We start from the raw sequence: 18,821 nt of genomic DNA, 5'->3' as shown, positions 1-18,821 counted from the left end.
TGGTCTTAGTTTTTGTTATTCAGCCGGGACGCTTTGTGCGTCTCCGTTGTCGCGTGCCGCATCGATCAATGTGCGGCGCGCAAGAGCGTAATTGTCTTCGCCCCCGGCTCTTTTGGCGCGACGGTCATCCAGGATGCGCTCGACAGCATCCAGACGGCCGGCGCGCAGGCCGGAATCAATTGTGATGCGCTCGAATACATCACGTTGGGCGTGGCTTCCACCTGCCAGTTGCATACCTGCTCGGGCGTTCGATAAAAAGTCGAAGGCGTCGCCGTAAAGGCCTTCGCCAAAGGCTTCAAGCCCCTTGGCGGCCGCAATGCCCGGATCGGACATGCGGATCGGGGTGTCCCCCTGATTGCGCTGCGCATCTTTTTGAATACGCTGCAACATTTTGCCTGTCGCCTCTGTCCGGTTGTCGCCAGTCAGAGCAAGAAGGTAGTGAAGATCGGCAAAAATCAGACAGCCGTCTTCGGTGCGCGCCGCACTGAGATCCGCCAGTTCTTCCCAGCGGTTGCCCACGTTGACGCCCTCAAGCTCAAGCCGTGACAGCAGGGACGTGGCGTTCGAGATATCGCGGTAGTCGTCGGTTTTGTCCTGACGGATGTAGTTGTCATACAGCTCCATCACCTGATCCACCTGACCCAGATCCAGATGCATCAGCGCCTTGTGCCACCAGACGTGATAGCGGAAGTTGTTGCAGTGGGTCCAAGCCTCTTCGCGTCCTGCCAACCAATCAAGGCCCAGCTGCGCGTTGCCCGTCATCTCATGCACGTGTGCAACGGCGTGCAGACCCCAGGCATCGTCCGACACCATCCACAGCGCCTGCCGACCTGCGATTTCGGCCTTTTCGTAGGCACCGGTTTCTTCCAACGCAAAGGAATGACAGCCCAGCAAATACCCACGACCTGCATGATCGGGTTCGTACGCCGGCAGAACCCGCTCGATCGACCGGCGCATGCCTTCCGCGTCGCCAAGTACAAATCGCGTCGCGTGGCTGAGTTTCATTGCCAGCGAGTCTTGTGGGTGGTCGCGCAGAATCTCTTCGAATTTTTGAATGGCTTGCGTGGGCAGGTCAGCCAGATACAGACCCAGCGCTTCGACATACAGTCGCTCGCGCGCTGAGACCGGCTGGCGTTCCATGGCACTGTTGGCGGCTGCCATCGCTTCGACGGCGACCGGCATCATCTCGCGACGGCCCAGCAGGACCATGAACAAGCCTTTGATTGCGTGACCCAGGGCAAAATCGGGTTCAAGCTCCAGAACTTTGCCAAGATGCTGCGGCGTCACGGCGGCATGGGCCATGAACCCAAGCAGAACACCATCCCAGGCCTCGGCACTTGCCGGGTGGCTGAGGGTGTTCATCTGTCCGAAAACGTCTTGCTTCATGTTCATGTTCCGATCCAATCGAGAATATCTACATCACCTGATGTAGCAGAGACTCTGGGTGGGTCGTATCAGTATCGGCCCTGCTCTCGAATTGGTGAAATGCCGTGTGGGCAAAAATTGAAAAAAACCGCCGATTCAATGGCATGTTTCAGCAACATGCCGCCGAAATGGGCAGAGTGTTTCAATCGCCAAAGGGGTGTTCAGCGCGCAAAACGGCCTGCGTATCGGCCCCAAAGACGGGCGGAGCAGCCCGATATGTTACAGGTGTGCGCGACAGTTTCAGCGGATTCCCGATCAGTTGAACATCACCCGGTGCGGCCTGCATCGCGATCTGCATCTGGCGGGCTTCGACCTGATCGGTTGAAAAAACCTGATCCAAAGTCTGTACTGGACCAACCGGAACCTTGCGGGCTTCGAGCTGCTCAATCATGGTCTCTGAAGCATGGGTCTTCACCACCGGACGCAGCACGGCGTTTAACGCGTCACGATTTTCCAGCCTAGCTGGGTTGGTGGCGAAACGCGGATCATCCGCCAGATCGGGGTGATCGATGAATTCGCAGAACCGGCGGAACTGACTGTCATTTCCGACGGCCAGAATGACGTGGCCATCGGCGGTGTCATAAACGTCATAGGGTACGATGTTCGGATGCCCGTTACCGCGCCGTTGCGGTACGGTGCCTGAGGTCAGATAGTTCGCACCTTCGTTGATCAGCCACGCGATCTGCGCATCTACCAGCGCCAGATCAATCTGCTGGCCTTCGCCGGTCTGATCGCGGTGGCGCAGGGCCGCCAGAATGCCGACACTTGCGTACATTCCGCACATCACATCGGCGATGCCCACGCCCACCTTCATCGGCGCGCCATCGGGTTCGCCTGTCAGCGACATGATCCCGCCGTACCCCTGTGCCATCAGGTCATAACCCGGCTTGGACGCATTTGGCCCGGTCTGGCCGTAACCCGATATCGAGCAATAGACGAGGCTGGGAAAGTCTTGCGACAACGTGGCGTAGTCCAGACCGTATTTCGCCAATCCGCCGGGTTTGAAGTTCTCGATCAGAATGTCCGCATGCGAGGCCAACCGTTTGATTTCAGATTGCCCCTCGGTCGTGGTGATGTCGATAGCCACGGATTTCTTGTTGCGGTTGGCCGACATGAAATAAGCGCTTAGATCGGACCGGTTGCCTTGCGCATCTTCGACGTAAGGAGGGCCCCATTGGCGGGTGTCATCCCCGCCGGTCGCGGGGTTTTCGATCTTGATCACGCTGGCCCCCAGATCGCCCAGCAACTGCGTGCAGGTCGGTCCGGCCAAAATGCGACTGAGGTCCAGGATTTTGACGCCCTTCAGCGGTCCTTCAGATCCGGCCATCATAGCCCCCACGGTCAATTTCTGCGGCAATCACGGTGAATGAGTTGGCTTTCATCGCCTCATTCAGGGCATTGCGCAGTTCCTCGCGGTTGCGAACGGTGTGACCTTTACCGCCAAACGCCCGGCCCATGGCTGCAAAGTCGTGATGGTCGAAATCCACGCCCCTGTTGCCCATCTGGCGCTGGCGCTGTTTCAGCTCGATCAGCGCAAGGCTGGCATCGACAAAGACAAGAAAGATCGGGTTTCCGCCCATTTCGGCGGCAGTCGACAGCTCTCCGGCTACCATCAGGAACCCGGCGTCGCCCGAAAAACTGATAACCGGGCGGTTTGGTTCGGCCAGTTTCAGGCCAATCGCCATTGGCACGGCGCAGCCCATGGTACACAGCGCCGAGGACTGGATCAGTCCGCGTTCCTCGGAACAATCCCACATCTGACTCAGCAAGATACGATGCGCGCCACTGTCGGCTGTAGCCAGTGTTTCGGCAGGCAGGGTTGCACGGGTTTCGGCGATGACAGCGGCGGGGCCCCATTCCTCATCGGTCGGGAACGCCTCAGCCAGCGCGGTTTTGACCCGTGTGGGTTCGCCGTCCGGCCACGTTTCGCGGGCAGGGTTGCCCTTTGCCATGGCCTCCAACGTGGCACCCGTATCGGCGACCATATTCAGGCTGGCCTGATGCATATAGTGGTCATTGACCACAGCCGAGATGTCGATGACTCGCTTTTCTTCAGGGTCCCAGACCTCGCGCCAGCCGGGGCGCATCTCGATCGGGTCGTAGCCAAGGCACAAGACCAGATCGGCCTGTTCAACCAGCGGCAAAAGGTGTTTGTCGGCCAGCGGTGACAATCCGGCCCCGCCAAGGCAAAGGGGGTGATCTTCGGGCACAACTCCCTTGGCTTTGTAGGTGGTTACAAAGGGGATGCCGAAATGTTCCAGAAACGCCTGCACAACATTGCGCGATCCGTCATACAGCACGTCCAGCCCCACAATCGCAATGGGACGTTCCGCGTCAGCCACCCAACGGCGCGCTTTCTCCAGGCAATTGCCCTCGGGCGCGACGGCGGCAGCCTTGACCAGTCGCCGCTTCTTGACGCTGGATACGCACATATCCGCAACCGAGATCGGAATATCGATATGCACGGGTCCGGGGCGCGGCTGGTTGGCCAGCGATACGGCCTTGTCTGCCACGATATCCGCGCCCTGTGCCGTCAGTTTAAAGGTTCCTTTGGTGATCGAGCGATAGACCTGTGCGTGATCCATAACCTGATGGGTATAAGTCAGCGCTTCATCCGCATCGACGCAACCGGTCAGCACGATCATCGGCACCCGGTCCTGCAAGGCGTTGGCGACCACGTTGATCCCGTTCATCGCGCCGGGGCCAAGCGTCGCCACCAGAACAGCAGGTGCGCCGTCGCGGTGATGCACGGCTTCGGCCATGAATCCGGCGGCGTTTTCGTGCTTGGTCAGGTGAAAGGTGATCCCCGCCTGTTCCAGCGCATCCACCAACGTCAGAACCTCGCCACCGGGCATACCAAAGGCATGGCGGCATCCGGCCTCGTAAAGTCTTTGGGCCAAAAGGTCCGCGGCGCGGGGCGAAAGGTCCTGCATTAGTTATGCTCCGAAATAATACGTCATTGCAGATTGCGGAGGACGCGTCCGGACGCAAGCAGGTTCACGGCAGTGTGACTAATTGACTGCGGATTCCGCCACTGCCTGAAACTTTTCATCCAGTTCCGTCGCAATTTCTTGCAGTGGCTCACCGCCTTGCTGGGCATAGGGGGCAAAGACGTGGCTTGGGGTTTTGTAGGACAAAGTCGCCGTGCCGTCCGCATTCTCGGTCACGTAGAATCGGATGGGCGCTTCGATCATTGCGTTGACCGAGGTTTCCAGAACCCGCACCGCGTAGTCGTTGTTAAAGGCACCGATTACCAAGTTTCCGGGAATAATGATGCCACGGGCCGCCGCCGCCTTGGTGGGCCCGGCCTGCGTTACAACAATCAGACCATTTTCTTTGACAGCGGCCTTCGTATCCGCGACCAAAGCATCATAGCTTTTGTCGGTGAAGTGAACGGCCCAGCCCGGCAGCGGTTCTTGCGCCAGCGCGGGAAGGGCCAGCAAACACAGTACGGTCGAAATAGCCTTCATCGTGCTGTCCTCATGGGTATGGGTACGAAATTGATGCCAGAAACTCGTATTTCGCGCAGTCACAATCCCGTGGGTAGCAGCCGCAGAAGTTGCCTTCGGATCAGTCCACACGCCTTTTCAGCAGATAAATGTCCATGATCCAGCCATGATCCGCCCGCGCTTTTGCCCGCGTTTCGACAATCTGCAACGCTATATCAGCCAAAGGACCGTGGATCAGTATTTCTTCCTTCATCCCCACATAAGCGCCCCACCAGATTTCGTAGTCGACCATCTCAAGGCTTTGAAATGAACACTCGCCGTCCAGCATAACAGCTACTTTTGAAACGTTTAGCGGCCAGCCTTCATCGCGAATGCGCCGACCGGTGGTCACGACATACGGCGCGCCCAGATCGTTAATCGGTATCGCATGCGCCGCGGTCAGCGCCTGAAGCGCAGTGATACCAGGGATTACGCGCGTCTCCGGTTGGGGTTGCAGCCGCGAGGCGATGCGCAGCGAACTGTCATAAAGCGAGGGATCGCCCCAGATCAAAAGGGCAACCCGCTTTGCATCACGATGCGCCGCGATCGCCTCCTGCCACCGCAGAGCGATGGCATCGTGCCATTCATCCACGCCGCGCAGATAGCCATCATCGGCGCGTCGTTTGGGAATATCAAAATATGCGATCTGTGGCGGGGTATCGCTAACCTGAGCGATAATCTCTTCCCGCAACCCGGCCAGATCGGCCTTGTTTTCGCCCTTGCGCGGGATCAGAATCAGGTCTGCGTCCCGAATGGCACTAGCGCCTTGAAACGTCAGGTGGTCCGGATTGCCGGTTCCAATACCGATCAGGGTCAGGTCAAACATCGTCAGTCTCTGCAAGCGGGCCGTAAAGGATTAGGGCAGGGGCCGTGCCGATCTCAGCGCCCAACTTGTCCGCCAACTCACCAACCGTGGATCGGAGTAGTACCTGATCCGGGGTCGAAACGGATTCGGCCATCAGCGCCGGTGTTTCCAGCGGCAAGCCATGTTCATTCAGTATCTTGACCAGCAAAGGAAATGTGCGCTTGCCCATGAATACAACGGTAGTGGCATCTGGGTCGGCAAGCGCGGTCAAATTCAGATCATCGGGCAGCTCCCCACTGACATCGTGGCCGGTGACGAATTGCACGCGGCGTGCCGTGAGTCGCCGCGTCAGGGGAATGCCAGCCGCCGCTGCTGCGGCAACCGCTGATGGGATGCCAGGGATAATCTCATATTCGATCCTGGCCTCGCGCAGCGCCACCAGTTCTTCTTCCAGACGTCCAAACAGACCGCCATCGCCGGATTTCAGTCGCACAACGCGGGCACCGGTTTTGGCATAGTCTACCAACAGGCGGCTGACGTGGTCTTGTTTCGGTGACGGGCGACCGGCGCGTTTGCCGACGCCAACAAGGTCTGCGTCCTGATGCGCATGGCTCAGGATTGGGCCACTGCTGAGGTCATCGAACAGCACTGCGTCTGCCTTTTGCATCCGGTCCACGGCCTTAAGCGTCAGCAGTTCCGGATCCCCGGGACCGGAGCCAATGAACGAAACGAAACCGCTCATGCCTGCGCCTCTGCGATCAGATGAAAAAATGTTCCGGTCACGTTGCCCCGAAATGATCCGGTTTGTGGACCCTCAACCCCTTCAGCATCGAACACCCGGGCCAAAGGCGCATCGGGTTGTTCCACGATCGAAGAATAATGAAACTCATGGCCACGTAATGTCGCTTCAGCGGCATACCCTGCCATTGGGGCCAACAATTGCGCCTTGCGATACCCAAGATTGAACTTTCGCTTCTCATAGGAGGTCACGAGCCCAAGCAGACCTGCCATCTGATGCCGGCCCCCTTCCTTGTCGACCAGAGCTTCGCCCAAGGCCATATACCCACCGCATTCCCCATGAACGGGCTTTGTCTCCGCGTGTTTGCGCAGACCGCTCAGGAATGCGTCGGCAGCTGCCAAAGTGCCCGCGTGCAGTTCAGGGTAGCCACCGGGCAACCAGACCAGATCGGCATCCGCAGCCGGGGCTTCATTTGCCAGCGGTGAAAACGGCAGGATTTCCGCCCCCGCCGCGCGCCAGCCTTCCAGCAAATGCGGGTAGGTGAACGAAAACGCCGCATCTCGTGCAAGCGCGATCCGCTGTGCCGGAGGCCGCGGCAGCGCGGCTGACGATGGCCCCTTGGGGCCTGAGGAAGCCGCCGCCTTGATCGCCTCAAGATCCACATGCTCGCGCAGGAATGTGGCGTAACCGGCAATCGCGCTTTCCAGATCCGGGTGCTCGACCGCCTGAATCAAACCAAGATGCCGCTCGGGCAGGGTCAGATCTCCACGCCGGGGCAACACGCCCAGAACCGGCAATCCTGCTCGCTCCATACCCAACCGGGTCAGGCGTTCGTGGCGTGGGCTGGCGCAGCGGTTCAGGATCACACCGGCAAAGGGCAGGTCGGGATTGTACATCCGAAATCCCAGCGCAGTGGCCGCCGCAGATTGGGCCTGACCGCCCACATCCAGCACCAGGACCACAGGCCATCCCATACGCTGCGCGGTTTCCGCGCTTGATCCGTGCCCAAGCTCTCCGGGCTTGGCAACGCCGTCGAACAGGCCCATCGAACCTTCGGCCACGACGATATCCGCGCCTTCGGCCTGGGCAGAAATCGCGTTCAGCATCGGATCGGCCATCGCCCAGCTGTCTAGGTTGAACGAGGCGCGTCCGGCTGCGGCACGGTGAAAGGCTGGATCGATATAGTCCGGTCCGCTCTTGAACGGTTGCACCGTCAGGCCATCCTCGGCAAGCGCACGCAGAAGACCCAGCATGACGGTGGTTTTGCCTGTCCCGGAAGACGGCGCAGAAATCAGTAACCCCGGAGGGTTGGTCATCCCGTCATTCATTCTCGGGGCTCCAGCTTGACCATGGACTGTCCGCGCTTTGCGGGCGGTACCGGCGGTCGTAATCTTTTGAATAGAGACAGCTTTCGGCAAAGCCTTCGCCTGCAAGTGCCGGGCCAACCATGATCAGAGCGGTGCGAGAGATACTCTCGTCCAGTGCGTCTTTCAGGGTCGCCAACGTGGCGCGAATGATCCGTTCGTCCGGCCAGCTGGCGCGATATACCACTGCCACTGGGCAGTCTGCTCCATAGGCCGGGGTAAGGTCCGCGATCACGTTGTCCAGATTTCCGATCGACAGGTGAATGGCCAGAGTTGCGCCGGTACGGGCAAAGTTCTCAAGAGTTTCGCCTTCGGGCATTGAAGATGCGCGGCCGGGCGTCCGGGTCAGGACCACAGATTGCGCCAATCCGGGCAAGGTCAGTTCCGTTCCCAGCGATGCAGCCGCTGCGGCGAACGATGGTACACCGGGGGTCACGCTGACCGGAATGCCCATCTCCTTCAATCGCCGGATCTGTTCACCCATTGCCGACCAAACCGACAGGTCGCCGGAATGCAGACGTGCAATGTCATTGCCAGCCTTATGCGCTGCCTCAATCTCGGCCATGATCTGATCCAGATCCATTGGCGCGGTGTTGATGATCTTTGCGCCCTCGGGGCAGTGGGCCAGAATCTCTTCGGGCACCAGCGATCCTGCATACAGGCACACCGGGCACGACGCGATGATATCACGCCCCCGCAGGGTCAGAAGGTCGGCAGCGCCGGGTCCGGCGCCGATGAAATGAACGGTCATGTTTGTCCTCCGATGGCGACGGCGCAGGTTGCAAGCCGGTCGTCCGAAATCTGTCTGGGTGAGGTCAGCCGCGCGCCTGTTCCGGCAGCGGCAAGGGCGGATGCTTCGGCTACGCTGCCGGTGCCATAGGTGGCACGGCTGCGGTTCGAGCAGGTGAGAGTGCGCTGTCCCGCCAGATCGGCAGCAGCAATGAAATGCAGGGGCAGGGCGGTCTCTGCGGCAAACTCGGACAGCGCGGCGTGACCTTCCTTGTCGGCAACAGTGGCCAGCGCGTCGACGTTTTGCCCAACGCTGGCCCGCTCAAATACAGCGCGCAGGCTGTCCACAGTCGCAGTTGATGAAAACCCCAAACCTGCGATGATCATAGGATTACGCTCCACTGCACCACCGGATATGCGGATTTCCAACCACGCCGAGGCCCCAGTGCCGAAGCCTGCGCCAGTTCGATACGCAAAAGTTCTCCGCCTAGTTTTTCGTGCCATTGCGCCAGTAAGGCTTCGCTTTCCAGCGTCACAGCATTGGCGACCAACCTGGTGCCGACGGGCAGGGCGGCGTGCAGCCAATTCAGCAATTCGGTACTCAGGCCGCCGCCGATGAATACCACATCCGGAAACCCAAGGCCGTCCAGTGCGGTTGGCGCTGTGCCATGCACAACTTGCAGCCGGTCTTGCCCTAACGTGTCGGCATTTCGGCGAATGCGGTCCGCGCGATCCTCGAGGGGTTCGATCGTGGTTGCGGTCAGGGTCGAGTCGCACATCAGCCACTCGATGCTGATCGAGCCGGTGCCGCCGCCGATATCCCACAGATGCTCGCCGCGCTTGGGGGCCAGTGCCGACAGGGTCAGCGCCCGCACGGGGCGTTTGGTGATCTGGCCATCATTCTCGAAGATATCATCCGGCTTACCCGAGGCCTTGGGCAGCGCCTTTCCTTCACCCGCAACTTCAAGCCCAACGCAGACTGGATGGTCGAACCCGCCCAGCAGGGCTTCGGTCAGCGACACGCTGCGCGACCGTTCGCGGGGGCCGCCAAGGGCTTCCATGACATGCAATTGCGTATCGGCAAAGCCAGTTTCGTTCAGATATGTCGCAAGCTCGGCCACCGCAGCGCCGTTGCGCAGCAGCAGGATGGCGCGCAATCCAGGCGAAAGATGCGGGCGCAGACGAGTCAGCGGGGCGGCGTGCAGACCGAATGTCTGCGTGCTTTCCAACGGCCAGCCCAGACGTGCCGCAGCCAGCGAGAACGTGGACTGACCCGGATGGGCGGTCCATTCTCCGGCGTCGAAGTTGCGCGCGATTACCGAGCCCGCGCCGAACCAGAACGGATCGCCCGAGGCCAGAACAACCGTTGGGTGTCCGCGAAACCCGGTCAGGATCGGCAGGCCGTCGGTAAAAGGCACGGGCCAATCTACGCGCTGTGCGCCTGTGTCGGGGATCAGTGACAAATGGCGCGGCGGGCCCATGATGATTTCGGCACGCTCCAGTACTTGACGACTTGCGGGTGACAGGCCATCCAGTCCATCTTCGCCCAAGCCCAAAACGCTTAGCCACGGAGCTTCATGCATGACCAACCTCCTGATCCTTGGTGGCACGACCGAGGCCAATGCACTGGCCAAAACCTTGGCCGATCAGGGCATCCCGGCAACCTATTCCTATGCCGGTCGGGTAGACAATCCAAGACCGCAGCCCCTGCCAGTGCGTGTTGGAGGGTTCGGCGGCGTCGAAGGCCTGACCCGTTACCTGACGGACCACGCGATCACTCATGTAGTCGATGCCACCCATCCCTTTGCCGCGCAAATGAGCACAAACGCCATTTCTGCGTGTCGCGAGGCCGGGGTGCCCCTGGTCGCTTTGACGCGCCCGGCATGGTGCGCGCAGGACGAAGATCGTTGGCAGCACGTTTCTGATATAGGCGCGGCGGTTACCGCCTTGAGCGGTCCAAAACGGCGCGTTTTTCTGGCCGTTGGCCGCCTGCATCTTGAAGATTTCGCGGCTCAGCCCCAACATCACTTCTTGCTGAGGCTGGTGGATGAACCGGATGCACTGCCGCTGCCCGATTGCGAGGCGATCGTGTCGCGCGGACCTTTCACTGAAGCAGGGGACCGGGCGCTGATGCTGCAGCATGGAATTGAACTGGTTGTGTCCAAGAACTCTGGCGGCAACGGTGCACGCGCAAAGCTGGATGCCGCGCGCGCTCTGGGCGTACCGGTGCTGATGATCGACAGGCCGACCCTTCCGCAAAGGACCGAATTGTCGAACGTGACGCAGGTTCTGGACTGGTTGGCTCATTCCGGGGTGAACCTCGGGGTATAGACGATCGGCGCGCTGTCACGGTTGATGACGCGCGTCAGGGATGACCCGACAATGACGACGGTTTGCATGTCAGCCATGTCAGGCGTCGCCTCGGCCAGTGTTGAAATCCGGATCGCCTCATCCGCGCGGGATACGGCACGCGCGAACAGGATCAGGCGCTCGGGCTCGCATTCTTCGCGTAGGATTTCCAGTGTTTTTACAAAGCCTTCCGGGCGGGATTTCGAGCGCGGGTTATAAAACGCCATCGCGAAATCCGCCTGCGCTGCTAGGCGAAGACGTTTTTCAACCAGCGACCAGGGTTTCAGATTGTCGCTGAGGTTGATGGCACAGAAATCATGACCCAGCGGTGCCCCGGCCCGCGCGGATGCCGCCAGCATCGCTGTTATGCCGGGTAGGACATCTATGGGAATGTTACGCCACTCGGAGGGACCGTTCTCTAGGGCTTCGAACACGGCCGCCGCCATGGCGAACACACCGGGGTCGCCAGAAGATACGACGACCACCCGTTTCCCCTCAGCCGCCATCTGCAATGCGTGTTGGGATCGGTCGATCTCGACCCGGTTGTCGCTGGCATGCAGCGTCAAACCAGGGAGCTCGGCCACGCGCGCGACATAGGGGATGTACCCGACCACGTCCGTGGCATCCGTCAACGCAGCTGAAACCTCGGGGGTTACGAGATCTTCGTTACCAGGCCCCAGGCCCGCAATCTTGACCCAACCGCTCATGGCCGCCGTCCCTGACCATGCACGATGATGATCGAGAAATAGGGCGTAACCTTTTCGCATGCCTCTGACAGTTTCGTCACCACCTGGTTCGGCATCTGTGCAAACTCGACGATCCATGCGCGGTCATACAGACCGGCTGTTTTTAGCGCGCGCTTCACCTTGTCGATATTGCGTCCGATTTTCATGACAACCAACGCGTCGGTCTGCGCCATGCGAATTGCCAGATCTTCTTCGGGCAGGGTGCCGACCAGTACTGTCAGCACATCATCGCCCCAGGTGATCGGGTTACCCGTTGCTGTCCATGCGCCGGACATGCCGGTAATGGCTGGCACGACCTCTACATCAGCCTGATCGCGCAAGCGGCTGTAAAGATGCATGAAAGACCCATAGAAAAACGGATCACCCTCACACAGAACCACCACATCCTCACCCTGATCCGATAGGGCTTTGAGATGCGCGGCGCAGTCTTTGTAAAAGGCCGAGAGCAGTTCGTTATAGCGCGGATCAGCCAGCGGAATTTCCGTAGTGACAGGGTATTCCATGGGAAACTCAACTGCGCTGTCCGGGATCATCCCATTGACGATCTTGCGTGCCTGACCGCTGCGACCAGGCTTGCGAAAGAACGCGACGTGACGTGCATTGCGGAGCAGGCGGTCGGCCCGCACGCTCATCAGGTCCGGATCACCGGGACCAAGGCCTACGCCGTATATCTTGCCGACGCTCATTCGGTGCGGCTCGCAATGGCGTTGATTGCGGCGACGGTGATGGCGCTGCCGCCCAGACGGCCTTTGACGATGCAAGATGGTACAGGCTGGGCCTCCCACAATGCGTCCTTGGATTCGACGGCACCGACAAAGCCCACCGGGCAGCCGATGATGGCGGCCGGGCGCGGGCAGTCGGGGTCTTCCAGCATATTCAGCAGGTGAAATAGCGCGGTCGGCGCATTGCCGATAGCGACCAGAGCGCCTTCCAGATGCGGGCGCCACAGCTCCAGCGCGGCGGCAGAGCGGGTGTTGCTCATCTCAGCTGCCAACGGGCGCACGCGCTCGTCATACAGGGTGCAGATCACCGGGTTTTCGGCGGGAAGGCGGAACCGGGTCACGCCTTCGCTGACCATCCGGGCGTCGCACAGGATAGGCGCGCCATTCTCCAACGCGGTCCGTGCGGCTGGCACGAAACCAGGTGAAAAATGTACGAATTCTTCCAGACCGACCATTCCGGCGGCGTGGATCATGCGAACCGCAACCTGCTCTTCATCAGCGTCAAAACGCGCCAGATCGGCCTCGGACCGGATTGTGGCAAAGCTTTGCTTATAGATCGCTGCGCCGTCGGTTTCGTATTCATAGGGCATCAGGTGAGGTCCATAGTCATAAGTGTTTCGGGTGTCAGCCCGCGTTGGGAGGGCTCATCCCCCGCGCGACCGTTTTTGACAAGATCAAATCGTCCGTCGTTGCCGACCAGTGTGACATTTGCCGGACCCATACGGGCACAGCCTTTGGCGCAACCGGATACATGCAAACTTCCTGGGATTTGGGCGGCTAAGACGCGGGCTACTTCGCGGGTTTCCACCTGTGCTTGCGGGCAGAACGGTGCGCCGGGGCAGGCGTCGGTTGTCATCAGCGGGTCGGTGCCATCTATGACAAAGTCCGGTGCTTGTATCGCCGCCCCACCTTCCAGCAGGATCAGTCGCCACGGAGTGACGCGCAGGGCAGTGGCTCCGCTGTTCATAACAAGGTCTAAGAGCTGCCGCGCAGGCAATTGCCCGAACGCGGCCCCGTAAAGCGCACCCAGATCGCACTCGCCGGGTTGCGGGGGTGCGCCGATGTCACCGGGCGCGCTGCCTTGCCATTCCGCAGGCAATTCCTGCGTCGCGACCACCCGCGCCATGCGGCGGGTTTCCGGCGTGAAACGCTTAGAAAACCATTCGGCCAGAGCGATAAGGCGGTTAATCGCGTTGGTTTCTGTGACTCGGCAGCCGGTCATGGCCCCGTCGGCGCGCAGGATGAGGCCATCAATGCCTGCCTCGACCCGGATATCGGCCGAATCCGCCGCCAACAGGCGCTTGGGGCCAGTGTCGATGGCAAAGCCGAATTTGGCGGGCAGCGTCGGCAATTCCTCCAGCCGGTCGATCAGTTCCTGGGTCAGCCGCGCAGTTCGGTCACCTGATCGGTACAGGGGCGACACCAAGATATTGCGGCGCACTTCAATACCCGGCTCAGCGTCCAAAAGGTTCAGCGCGGCCAGCTCGGCCAGCAACGCTTGATGATCGTCTTCTTTTACCCCGCGCAGCTGTAAATTGGCGCGGTTGGTCAGGTCGATCGTGCCATTGCCAAATCGCTCGGCCAACTCACAAAGACCACGTGTTTGTTCGGCGCTCAAACGGGCCAGACGCGGGCGCACCCGAACCACCAGTCCATCGCCCGACATCATCGGCCGATGCGCGCCGGGGCACCAACCCTGAACGACCGGGGCGCTCATCCCAGCCCCTCCAGATCGGCCCGGATTGAGTTGCGGCGGGTGTTCCAAAGGCCCGCGTCCAACAACGCGCGGAACCTGTCCTGCATCGCCTGATACGCGCGCGGGTTGGCCTCTTGCAAAAATGCGTCGACCTCGGCGTCGCCCAAAGTGGCGTCGTGATAGAGGTCGAACAGATGCGGCGCGACCGTGCCTGACAGATGGGCGAAAGAGGCCATGTGATCCAGCGTCGCCGCTATTTCCGCAGCGCCCCGGAAGCCATGCCTTTGCATGCCTGCGATCCAGTTCGGGTTGGCGGCACGGGCGTGAACGACACGGCTGATTTCTTCAGGCAGCGTTCGGGCGCGCGGGTTATCCGGGTTGGTGTTGTCCAGATGGTATAGCTTCGCAGTGCCACCGGTGACTGTCTTGGCGGCGGCGAAACCGGCCTCATGCGTCGCGTAGTCATTGGCCAACAGCAGATCGGTTTCGGTCAGATCCTGCAGGTGCACGAAACTGTCGGCATTCGTGACCCGTTGGGTAATGCCGTCCATGTCCTGTGTGATGTGTTCGCCTTCCAAAGCGAAAGAGCTGGCCTCAAGCCATGCTTCACCCGCCTGCGCGCGGGCCTCATCCGTATAGATTTCGGACAGCTGGGTCATGTTCACGCCATAGCTGCCCGGTGCCGGACCAAAGACGCGCGCTGCCGGGGCCTGCCCGGCATATGGGTTCCAGTCCGGGGCTTCGTCGCGATCCGACAACGCGCGAACAGCTTGACCATAAAGCGCTGAAAGGGTCGGGAACACATCACGGAACAGGCCTGAGACGCGCAAGGTCACGTCCAGACGTGGGCGACTGAGGTCAGTGATGGGTAGCACTTCGATGCCCGACACCCGCTCGGACCCTTTGTCCCAAACGGGTTTGACGCCCAGCAAGTGCAGCGCCATGGCAAACTCTTCGCCCGCCGTGCGCATCGTGGCTGAACCCCAGAGATCAACGATCAGCCCCTTGGGATAATCGCCCTCTTCCTGCAGGTGTCGCCGCACCAATTCTTCAGCCAGCTTTACGCCTTGGGTATAGGCCGCACGGGTGGGGACTGAGCGCGGATCGGTGGTATACAGATTGCGCCCGGTGGGCAGGACGTCTGACCGTCCGCGGTAGGGGGACCCGGACGGGCCTGCCTCGATCCGTTTGCCTGCTAGCGCGTCGATCAATGCCGTGCGTTCGGCATGGGTAGAAGGAGCCGTGTCAAAATTGGCAGTGGCTTCGGGCACACGTCCAAAGATATGCAGCCCGTCTCCGAACTGGCTTTCCTTGATGTCACAAACGAAACGATCGATTCGGGTGATCGCCTCGGCGATGCAGGTGGCCTGATCGAGACCGAGGTCGTTCTCCAGCCCGATGGCTTGCGCTTCGTCCCGAATATCTTCTTGCAGGCGATCGCGGCGCTTGGGGTCCAGCCCGTCGGCATTCGAAAACTCATCCAGCAGCGATTCCAGCCGAACCATCCGATCCGGGGTACCGCTTTCCTTCATTGGCGGTGGGATATGGCCGAGTGTGACCGCCCCGATCCGGCGCTTGGCCTGCGCGGCCTCGCCAGGGTCGTTGACGATGAAGGGGTAGATGACAGGTAGATCGCCGATCAGTACCTCGGGCCAGCATTCGTTGGACAGCGCCACAGATTTGCCTGGCAGCCATTCCAGCGTACCGTGCGCGCCGATATGGATCAGTGCATCCGCACCAAGATCTTTGCGCAGCCAAAGGTAGAAGGCCACGTAGCTGTGGCGCGGGGTACGCGACAGGTCATGATAATCGTCATCACGCAACTCGGGCGTGCCGCGTTCAGGTTGCAACGCGACCAGCGCCTTGCCGCGGCGCAGGGCGGTGAAGTGGAACGCGCCATCTGCAAAGGCCGGATCATCCTCGGGCTTGCCCCAGACGGTTTCGAGGCCTGCGCGCAGTTGTTCCGGCAAGTCTGCCAGCGCAGTAAGATATTCGCCAAGCGACCACGTAATCCGCGCGTCCAACAACGTATCAGAAATCGGCTGGGCAGGAGCGGTGTCATACCCTTCGCCCTGCAGGTCGGCCAGCATCGCCTCGGCCGAGGCCAAAGCATCGAGGCCCACCGCATGGGCCATCTGCCAGTCTTTGCCGGGATAGGTGGACAGCACCAAGGCGGGGACCTGATCCCCTTTGGGCTTGTCGTTCAGGTTCAACCAGCCGGTGACCCTGTCGACGATAGCCTCGATCCGTTCCGGTTCGGCCCGGTGGGCAAAACGGGAATACTCCAGATGCGGGTCACGCTTGCCCGGTTCCTTGAAAGAGGCGATGCCTGCCGAGATCCGACCGTCCACTTCGGGCAGGACGACATGCATCGCTAGATCAGCGGGCGAAAGACCGCGTTCCGCCTCGGCCCAAGCCTGGCGGCGTGAGGTGGCCAGAGCAACCTGAAACACCGGCACATTGGCGGCGTCCAGTGGAGAGGTGCCGGATGCGCCCTTGCCCGAGAAAGAGGTGGCATTAATGATCGCCGCCGGGTTCAGCGCCACGACATTTTCGCGCAGCCAATCGGCGGCAAGCGGGGCTTTCAGCGAGGGAGCGAACAGACCGACGGCCTCAAACCCGCGTGCGCGCAGGCTGCGGATCAAGGTTGCGACCGGGGCGGTGTCCGCCGAGGTAAGGTAAGCCCGGTAGAACGTTACCAAGATACGCTTTGCGTCGGTGGTGAACGCTTTATCCGCCGGGATGACGCCGCGATCCGGGCACCATGCACCGCATTCGGGCAGGGTCTTGGCCCCCATCACGGGTCCGGCATAGAGACCCGCCGCAAGCGCCATCTGGGCAAGAGCCGCTTGCGCCGCGACTTCACCGCCGGTGTCACAGAGATGCGCAAGCCGCCGCAGGGTCGAGACGGGCAGGGTGGAGTAGCCATCCAGCCGAGTATCCTCGCGCCCGTCGGCGGGTAGGACGGCCAGCGCGATGCCTTTAGCCTGTGCCAGCGCCAGAACTTGCTGCAAGCCATAGGACCAGTAAGGGACGCCGCCGATCAAACGGATCAGAATGCCCTTGGCGCCCTCGAGCGTTTGCTCGACATAAGTGTCGACAGACAGCGGGTGTTTCAACGCGGTCAGATTGGCCAATCGCATCGTCGGCATGCGACCTTCGGACCCGCCACCGCGATGCCATCCTGCCGCGAAAGCGCCAAGGTCGCTGTCCGAAAAGGACAGCACCACCAGATCCGCCGGGCTCTGACCCAGATCGGTCGGGGTTTCGGTCTCTTCTAACCCGTGGCTTTCGCGGAAGACGACGTGCATGGCTTACTCGGCGGCCTCGGTCACACCCACGAGGATATCGCGGATTGCGGCCTCATTGATGTCGTCATGCTCGGCAATGACCACCAGGCGCGAGCGGCGCTCTTCGCCGGGCTCCCACGGCCGGTCATACTGGTGACGTACGCGGGCACCAACGGCCTGCACCAGCAGACGCATCGGTTTGCCCTGAACGGCGGCATAGCCTTTGACGCGCAGAATGTTCAGATCATTGGCCAGACGTTCGATATTGGCGACCAGTTCCGCCGGGTCGGTCTGTTCGGGCAACTCGACGATGATGCTTTCGAAATCGTCGTGTTCGTGGTCGTGGTGGCCGTCGTGATGCGACGGGCGCGCGTCCATGTCATCCTCGGCGGCGGCTTCGAGGCCCAGCACGACACGCACGTCAACGGCGCCTTCGGCAACCTCAACCACGGGCAGCGGGCGCGGAGCCTCAGTCGCGATGACCTGTTTGGCTTTGGCAACGCCTTCCGGACCGGCCAGATCGGGTTTTGTCAGCAGGATGATGTCGGCGCACGAGATCTGGTCCTCAAACACCTCGGACAGAGGCGTTTCGTGGTCGATCGAGTCGTCAGCCAGGCGCTGGGCGTCCACGGCTTCGACATTTGGTGCGAAACGCCCAGCGGCGACGGCCTCGGCGTCCGCCAGAGCGATCACACCATCAACGGTGATTTTCGAGCGGATATCGGGCCAATCAAACGCCTTGAGCAGCGGTTTGGGCAGGGCAAGACCGGACGTTTCGATCAGGATGTGATCGGGGCGCGGCTCCAGCGCCATCAGCGCCTCAATGGTCGGGATGAAATCATCGGCTACGGTGCAGCAGATGCAGCCATTGGCAAGTTCCATGATGTTTTCCGCCGGGCAATCCGGAATGGCGCAGGATTTCAGGATATCGCCATCCACACCCACATCACCAAATTCGTTGACGATAACGGCCAGGCGCTTGCCCTGCGGATTCTGCATCAGGTGCTTTACCAGCGTGGTTTTGCCCGAGCCCAGAAAGCCGGTGATCACAGTGACGGGGAGTTTTTCAAGGTTGCTCATTTCAGGGCTCCAATCGGGGGAATGCGGGCCGCACAGTTTTTGCGGAAATGTTCGGGGCGTTCGCGCCATTTCACCAGACCGTCTTCAGCGGCCAGATACTTGGTGACGCCTTCAACGATGGTCTCGACATGGTCGGTCTCGTCGAGGTTTTCATAAACGAAGATCCATCGGGATGGGCCGCCACGCAAAACGATCGAGCATCCCTGATCACAGTTCGACAGACATTCCACCGGTTTCAGGTCGACGCCGTCCGGCAAGCCAGCCTGTTCAAGTGCTTTATGCAGCAAAGTGCCGGGTCGCTGGGCGTCATCTTCGATAGGTAACCCACGGCGACATGTCGTGCAGACCAGCAACTCGACTGGTGCGGTCTCGGTCACGTCTCTCATCC

General features: G+C 60.8%; 18 protein-coding genes. 1 reads left to right on the top strand and 17 read right to left on the bottom strand.

Annotated features, from left to right (window positions below; genetic code table 11):
- Positions 1–15 precede the first annotated feature (15 nt).
- From AC2FJE_RS13670 to cbiE, 10 genes are all read right to left on the bottom strand, one after another.
- The gene (locus AC2FJE_RS13670; protein ID WP_496705005.1) at positions 16–1,386 is read right to left on the bottom strand and encodes a tetratricopeptide repeat protein; all 1,371 of its coding nucleotides are present in this window, start codon (positions 1,384–1,386) and stop codon (positions 16–18) included.
- Positions 1,387–1,567: 181 nt separating this feature from the next.
- The gene (locus tag AC2FJE_RS13665; protein WP_496705007.1) at positions 1,568–2,752 is read right to left on the bottom strand and encodes a CaiB/BaiF CoA transferase family protein; all 1,185 of its coding nucleotides are present in this window, start codon (positions 2,750–2,752) and stop codon (positions 1,568–1,570) included.
- Positions 2,739–4,358 (bottom strand): thiamine pyrophosphate-binding protein, encoded by a 1,620-nt coding sequence (locus AC2FJE_RS13660; RefSeq protein WP_496754690.1) that lies wholly within the window; start codon positions 4,356–4,358, stop codon positions 2,739–2,741. The genes AC2FJE_RS13665 and AC2FJE_RS13660 overlap by 14 nt, the downstream gene beginning before the upstream one ends.
- Positions 4,359–4,436: 78 nt before the next feature.
- Positions 4,437–4,895 carry a DUF302 domain-containing protein gene (locus AC2FJE_RS13655; RefSeq protein WP_109313949.1) on the bottom strand — a complete coding sequence of 153 codons (459 nt, stop codon included), beginning with the start codon at positions 4,893–4,895 and terminating at the stop codon, positions 4,437–4,439.
- Positions 4,896–4,995: 100 nt separating this feature from the next.
- Positions 4,996–5,739 carry a precorrin-6A synthase (deacetylating) gene (gene cobF, locus AC2FJE_RS13650; protein WP_496761053.1) on the bottom strand — a complete coding sequence of 248 codons (744 nt, stop codon included), beginning with the start codon at positions 5,737–5,739 and terminating at the stop codon, positions 4,996–4,998.
- Complete coding sequence (gene cobA, locus AC2FJE_RS13645) at positions 5,732–6,460, bottom strand: uroporphyrinogen-III C-methyltransferase (RefSeq protein ID WP_496754686.1); 729 nt, start codon at positions 6,458–6,460, stop codon at positions 5,732–5,734. Before cobA ends, cobF begins: the two co-directional genes overlap by 8 nt.
- A complete protein-coding gene (locus AC2FJE_RS13640; protein WP_496697018.1) occupies positions 6,457–7,785 on the bottom strand; it encodes a cobyrinic acid a,c-diamide synthase CobB in 1,329 nt (442 codons plus the stop codon). Before AC2FJE_RS13640 ends, cobA begins: the two co-directional genes overlap by 4 nt.
- Positions 7,778–8,572 carry a precorrin-4 C(11)-methyltransferase gene (gene cobM, locus AC2FJE_RS13635; RefSeq protein ID WP_058274182.1) on the bottom strand — a complete coding sequence of 265 codons (795 nt, stop codon included), beginning with the start codon at positions 8,570–8,572 and terminating at the stop codon, positions 7,778–7,780. Before cobM ends, AC2FJE_RS13640 begins: the two co-directional genes overlap by 8 nt.
- The gene (locus AC2FJE_RS13630; protein WP_109313944.1) at positions 8,569–8,937 is read right to left on the bottom strand and encodes a cobalamin biosynthesis protein; all 369 of its coding nucleotides are present in this window, start codon (positions 8,935–8,937) and stop codon (positions 8,569–8,571) included. The genes cobM and AC2FJE_RS13630 overlap by 4 nt, the downstream gene beginning before the upstream one ends.
- Complete coding sequence (cbiE, locus tag AC2FJE_RS13625; RefSeq protein WP_496761052.1) at positions 8,934–10,133, bottom strand: precorrin-6y C5,15-methyltransferase (decarboxylating) subunit CbiE; 1,200 nt, start codon at positions 10,131–10,133, stop codon at positions 8,934–8,936. The genes AC2FJE_RS13630 and cbiE overlap by 4 nt, the downstream gene beginning before the upstream one ends.
- Between cbiE and AC2FJE_RS13620 the strand changes: the two genes are divergently transcribed.
- A complete protein-coding gene (locus AC2FJE_RS13620; RefSeq protein WP_496761051.1) occupies positions 10,132–10,881 on the top strand; it encodes a cobalt-precorrin-6A reductase in 750 nt (249 codons plus the stop codon). The genes cbiE and AC2FJE_RS13620 overlap by 2 nt on opposite strands.
- On the opposite strand, the gene cobJ is transcribed toward AC2FJE_RS13620, so the two are convergent.
- From cobJ to AC2FJE_RS13585, 7 genes are read right to left on the bottom strand one after another with little or no spacing between them, the layout of a single operon-like run.
- Positions 10,854–11,606 (bottom strand): precorrin-3B C(17)-methyltransferase, encoded by a 753-nt coding sequence (gene cobJ / locus AC2FJE_RS13615; protein ID WP_496761050.1) that lies wholly within the window; start codon positions 11,604–11,606, stop codon positions 10,854–10,856. The genes AC2FJE_RS13620 and cobJ overlap by 28 nt on opposite strands.
- The gene (locus AC2FJE_RS13610; protein WP_496754677.1) at positions 11,603–12,331 is read right to left on the bottom strand and encodes a precorrin-2 C(20)-methyltransferase; all 729 of its coding nucleotides are present in this window, start codon (positions 12,329–12,331) and stop codon (positions 11,603–11,605) included. The genes cobJ and AC2FJE_RS13610 overlap by 4 nt, the downstream gene beginning before the upstream one ends.
- The gene (locus AC2FJE_RS13605; RefSeq protein ID WP_496761049.1) at positions 12,328–12,957 is read right to left on the bottom strand and encodes a precorrin-8X methylmutase; all 630 of its coding nucleotides are present in this window, start codon (positions 12,955–12,957) and stop codon (positions 12,328–12,330) included. Before AC2FJE_RS13605 ends, AC2FJE_RS13610 begins: the two co-directional genes overlap by 4 nt.
- Positions 12,957–14,084, bottom strand: a complete 1,128-nt coding sequence (locus tag AC2FJE_RS13600; protein WP_496754674.1) for a ferredoxin-like domain-containing protein — start codon at positions 14,082–14,084, stop codon at positions 12,957–12,959. The genes AC2FJE_RS13605 and AC2FJE_RS13600 overlap by 1 nt, the downstream gene beginning before the upstream one ends.
- Positions 14,081–17,374 (bottom strand): cobaltochelatase subunit CobN, encoded by a 3,294-nt coding sequence (gene cobN, locus AC2FJE_RS13595; protein ID WP_496761048.1) that lies wholly within the window; start codon positions 17,372–17,374, stop codon positions 14,081–14,083. The genes AC2FJE_RS13600 and cobN overlap by 4 nt, the downstream gene beginning before the upstream one ends.
- 3 nt (positions 17,375–17,377) lie before the next feature.
- Positions 17,378–18,433 (bottom strand): cobalamin biosynthesis protein CobW, encoded by a 1,056-nt coding sequence (gene cobW, locus AC2FJE_RS13590; protein ID WP_058274173.1) that lies wholly within the window; start codon positions 18,431–18,433, stop codon positions 17,378–17,380.
- Positions 18,430–18,819, bottom strand: coding sequence for a DUF1636 family protein (locus tag AC2FJE_RS13585; protein WP_496754670.1), 390 nt, complete (start codon positions 18,817–18,819; stop codon positions 18,430–18,432). Before AC2FJE_RS13585 ends, cobW begins: the two co-directional genes overlap by 4 nt.
- Positions 18,820–18,821: the final 2 nt, after the last annotated feature.

The sequence above is a fragment of the Ruegeria sp. CDSC002 genome (genome assembly GCF_059610905.1).
This window is presented reverse-complemented; position numbering and strand designations above follow the sequence as displayed.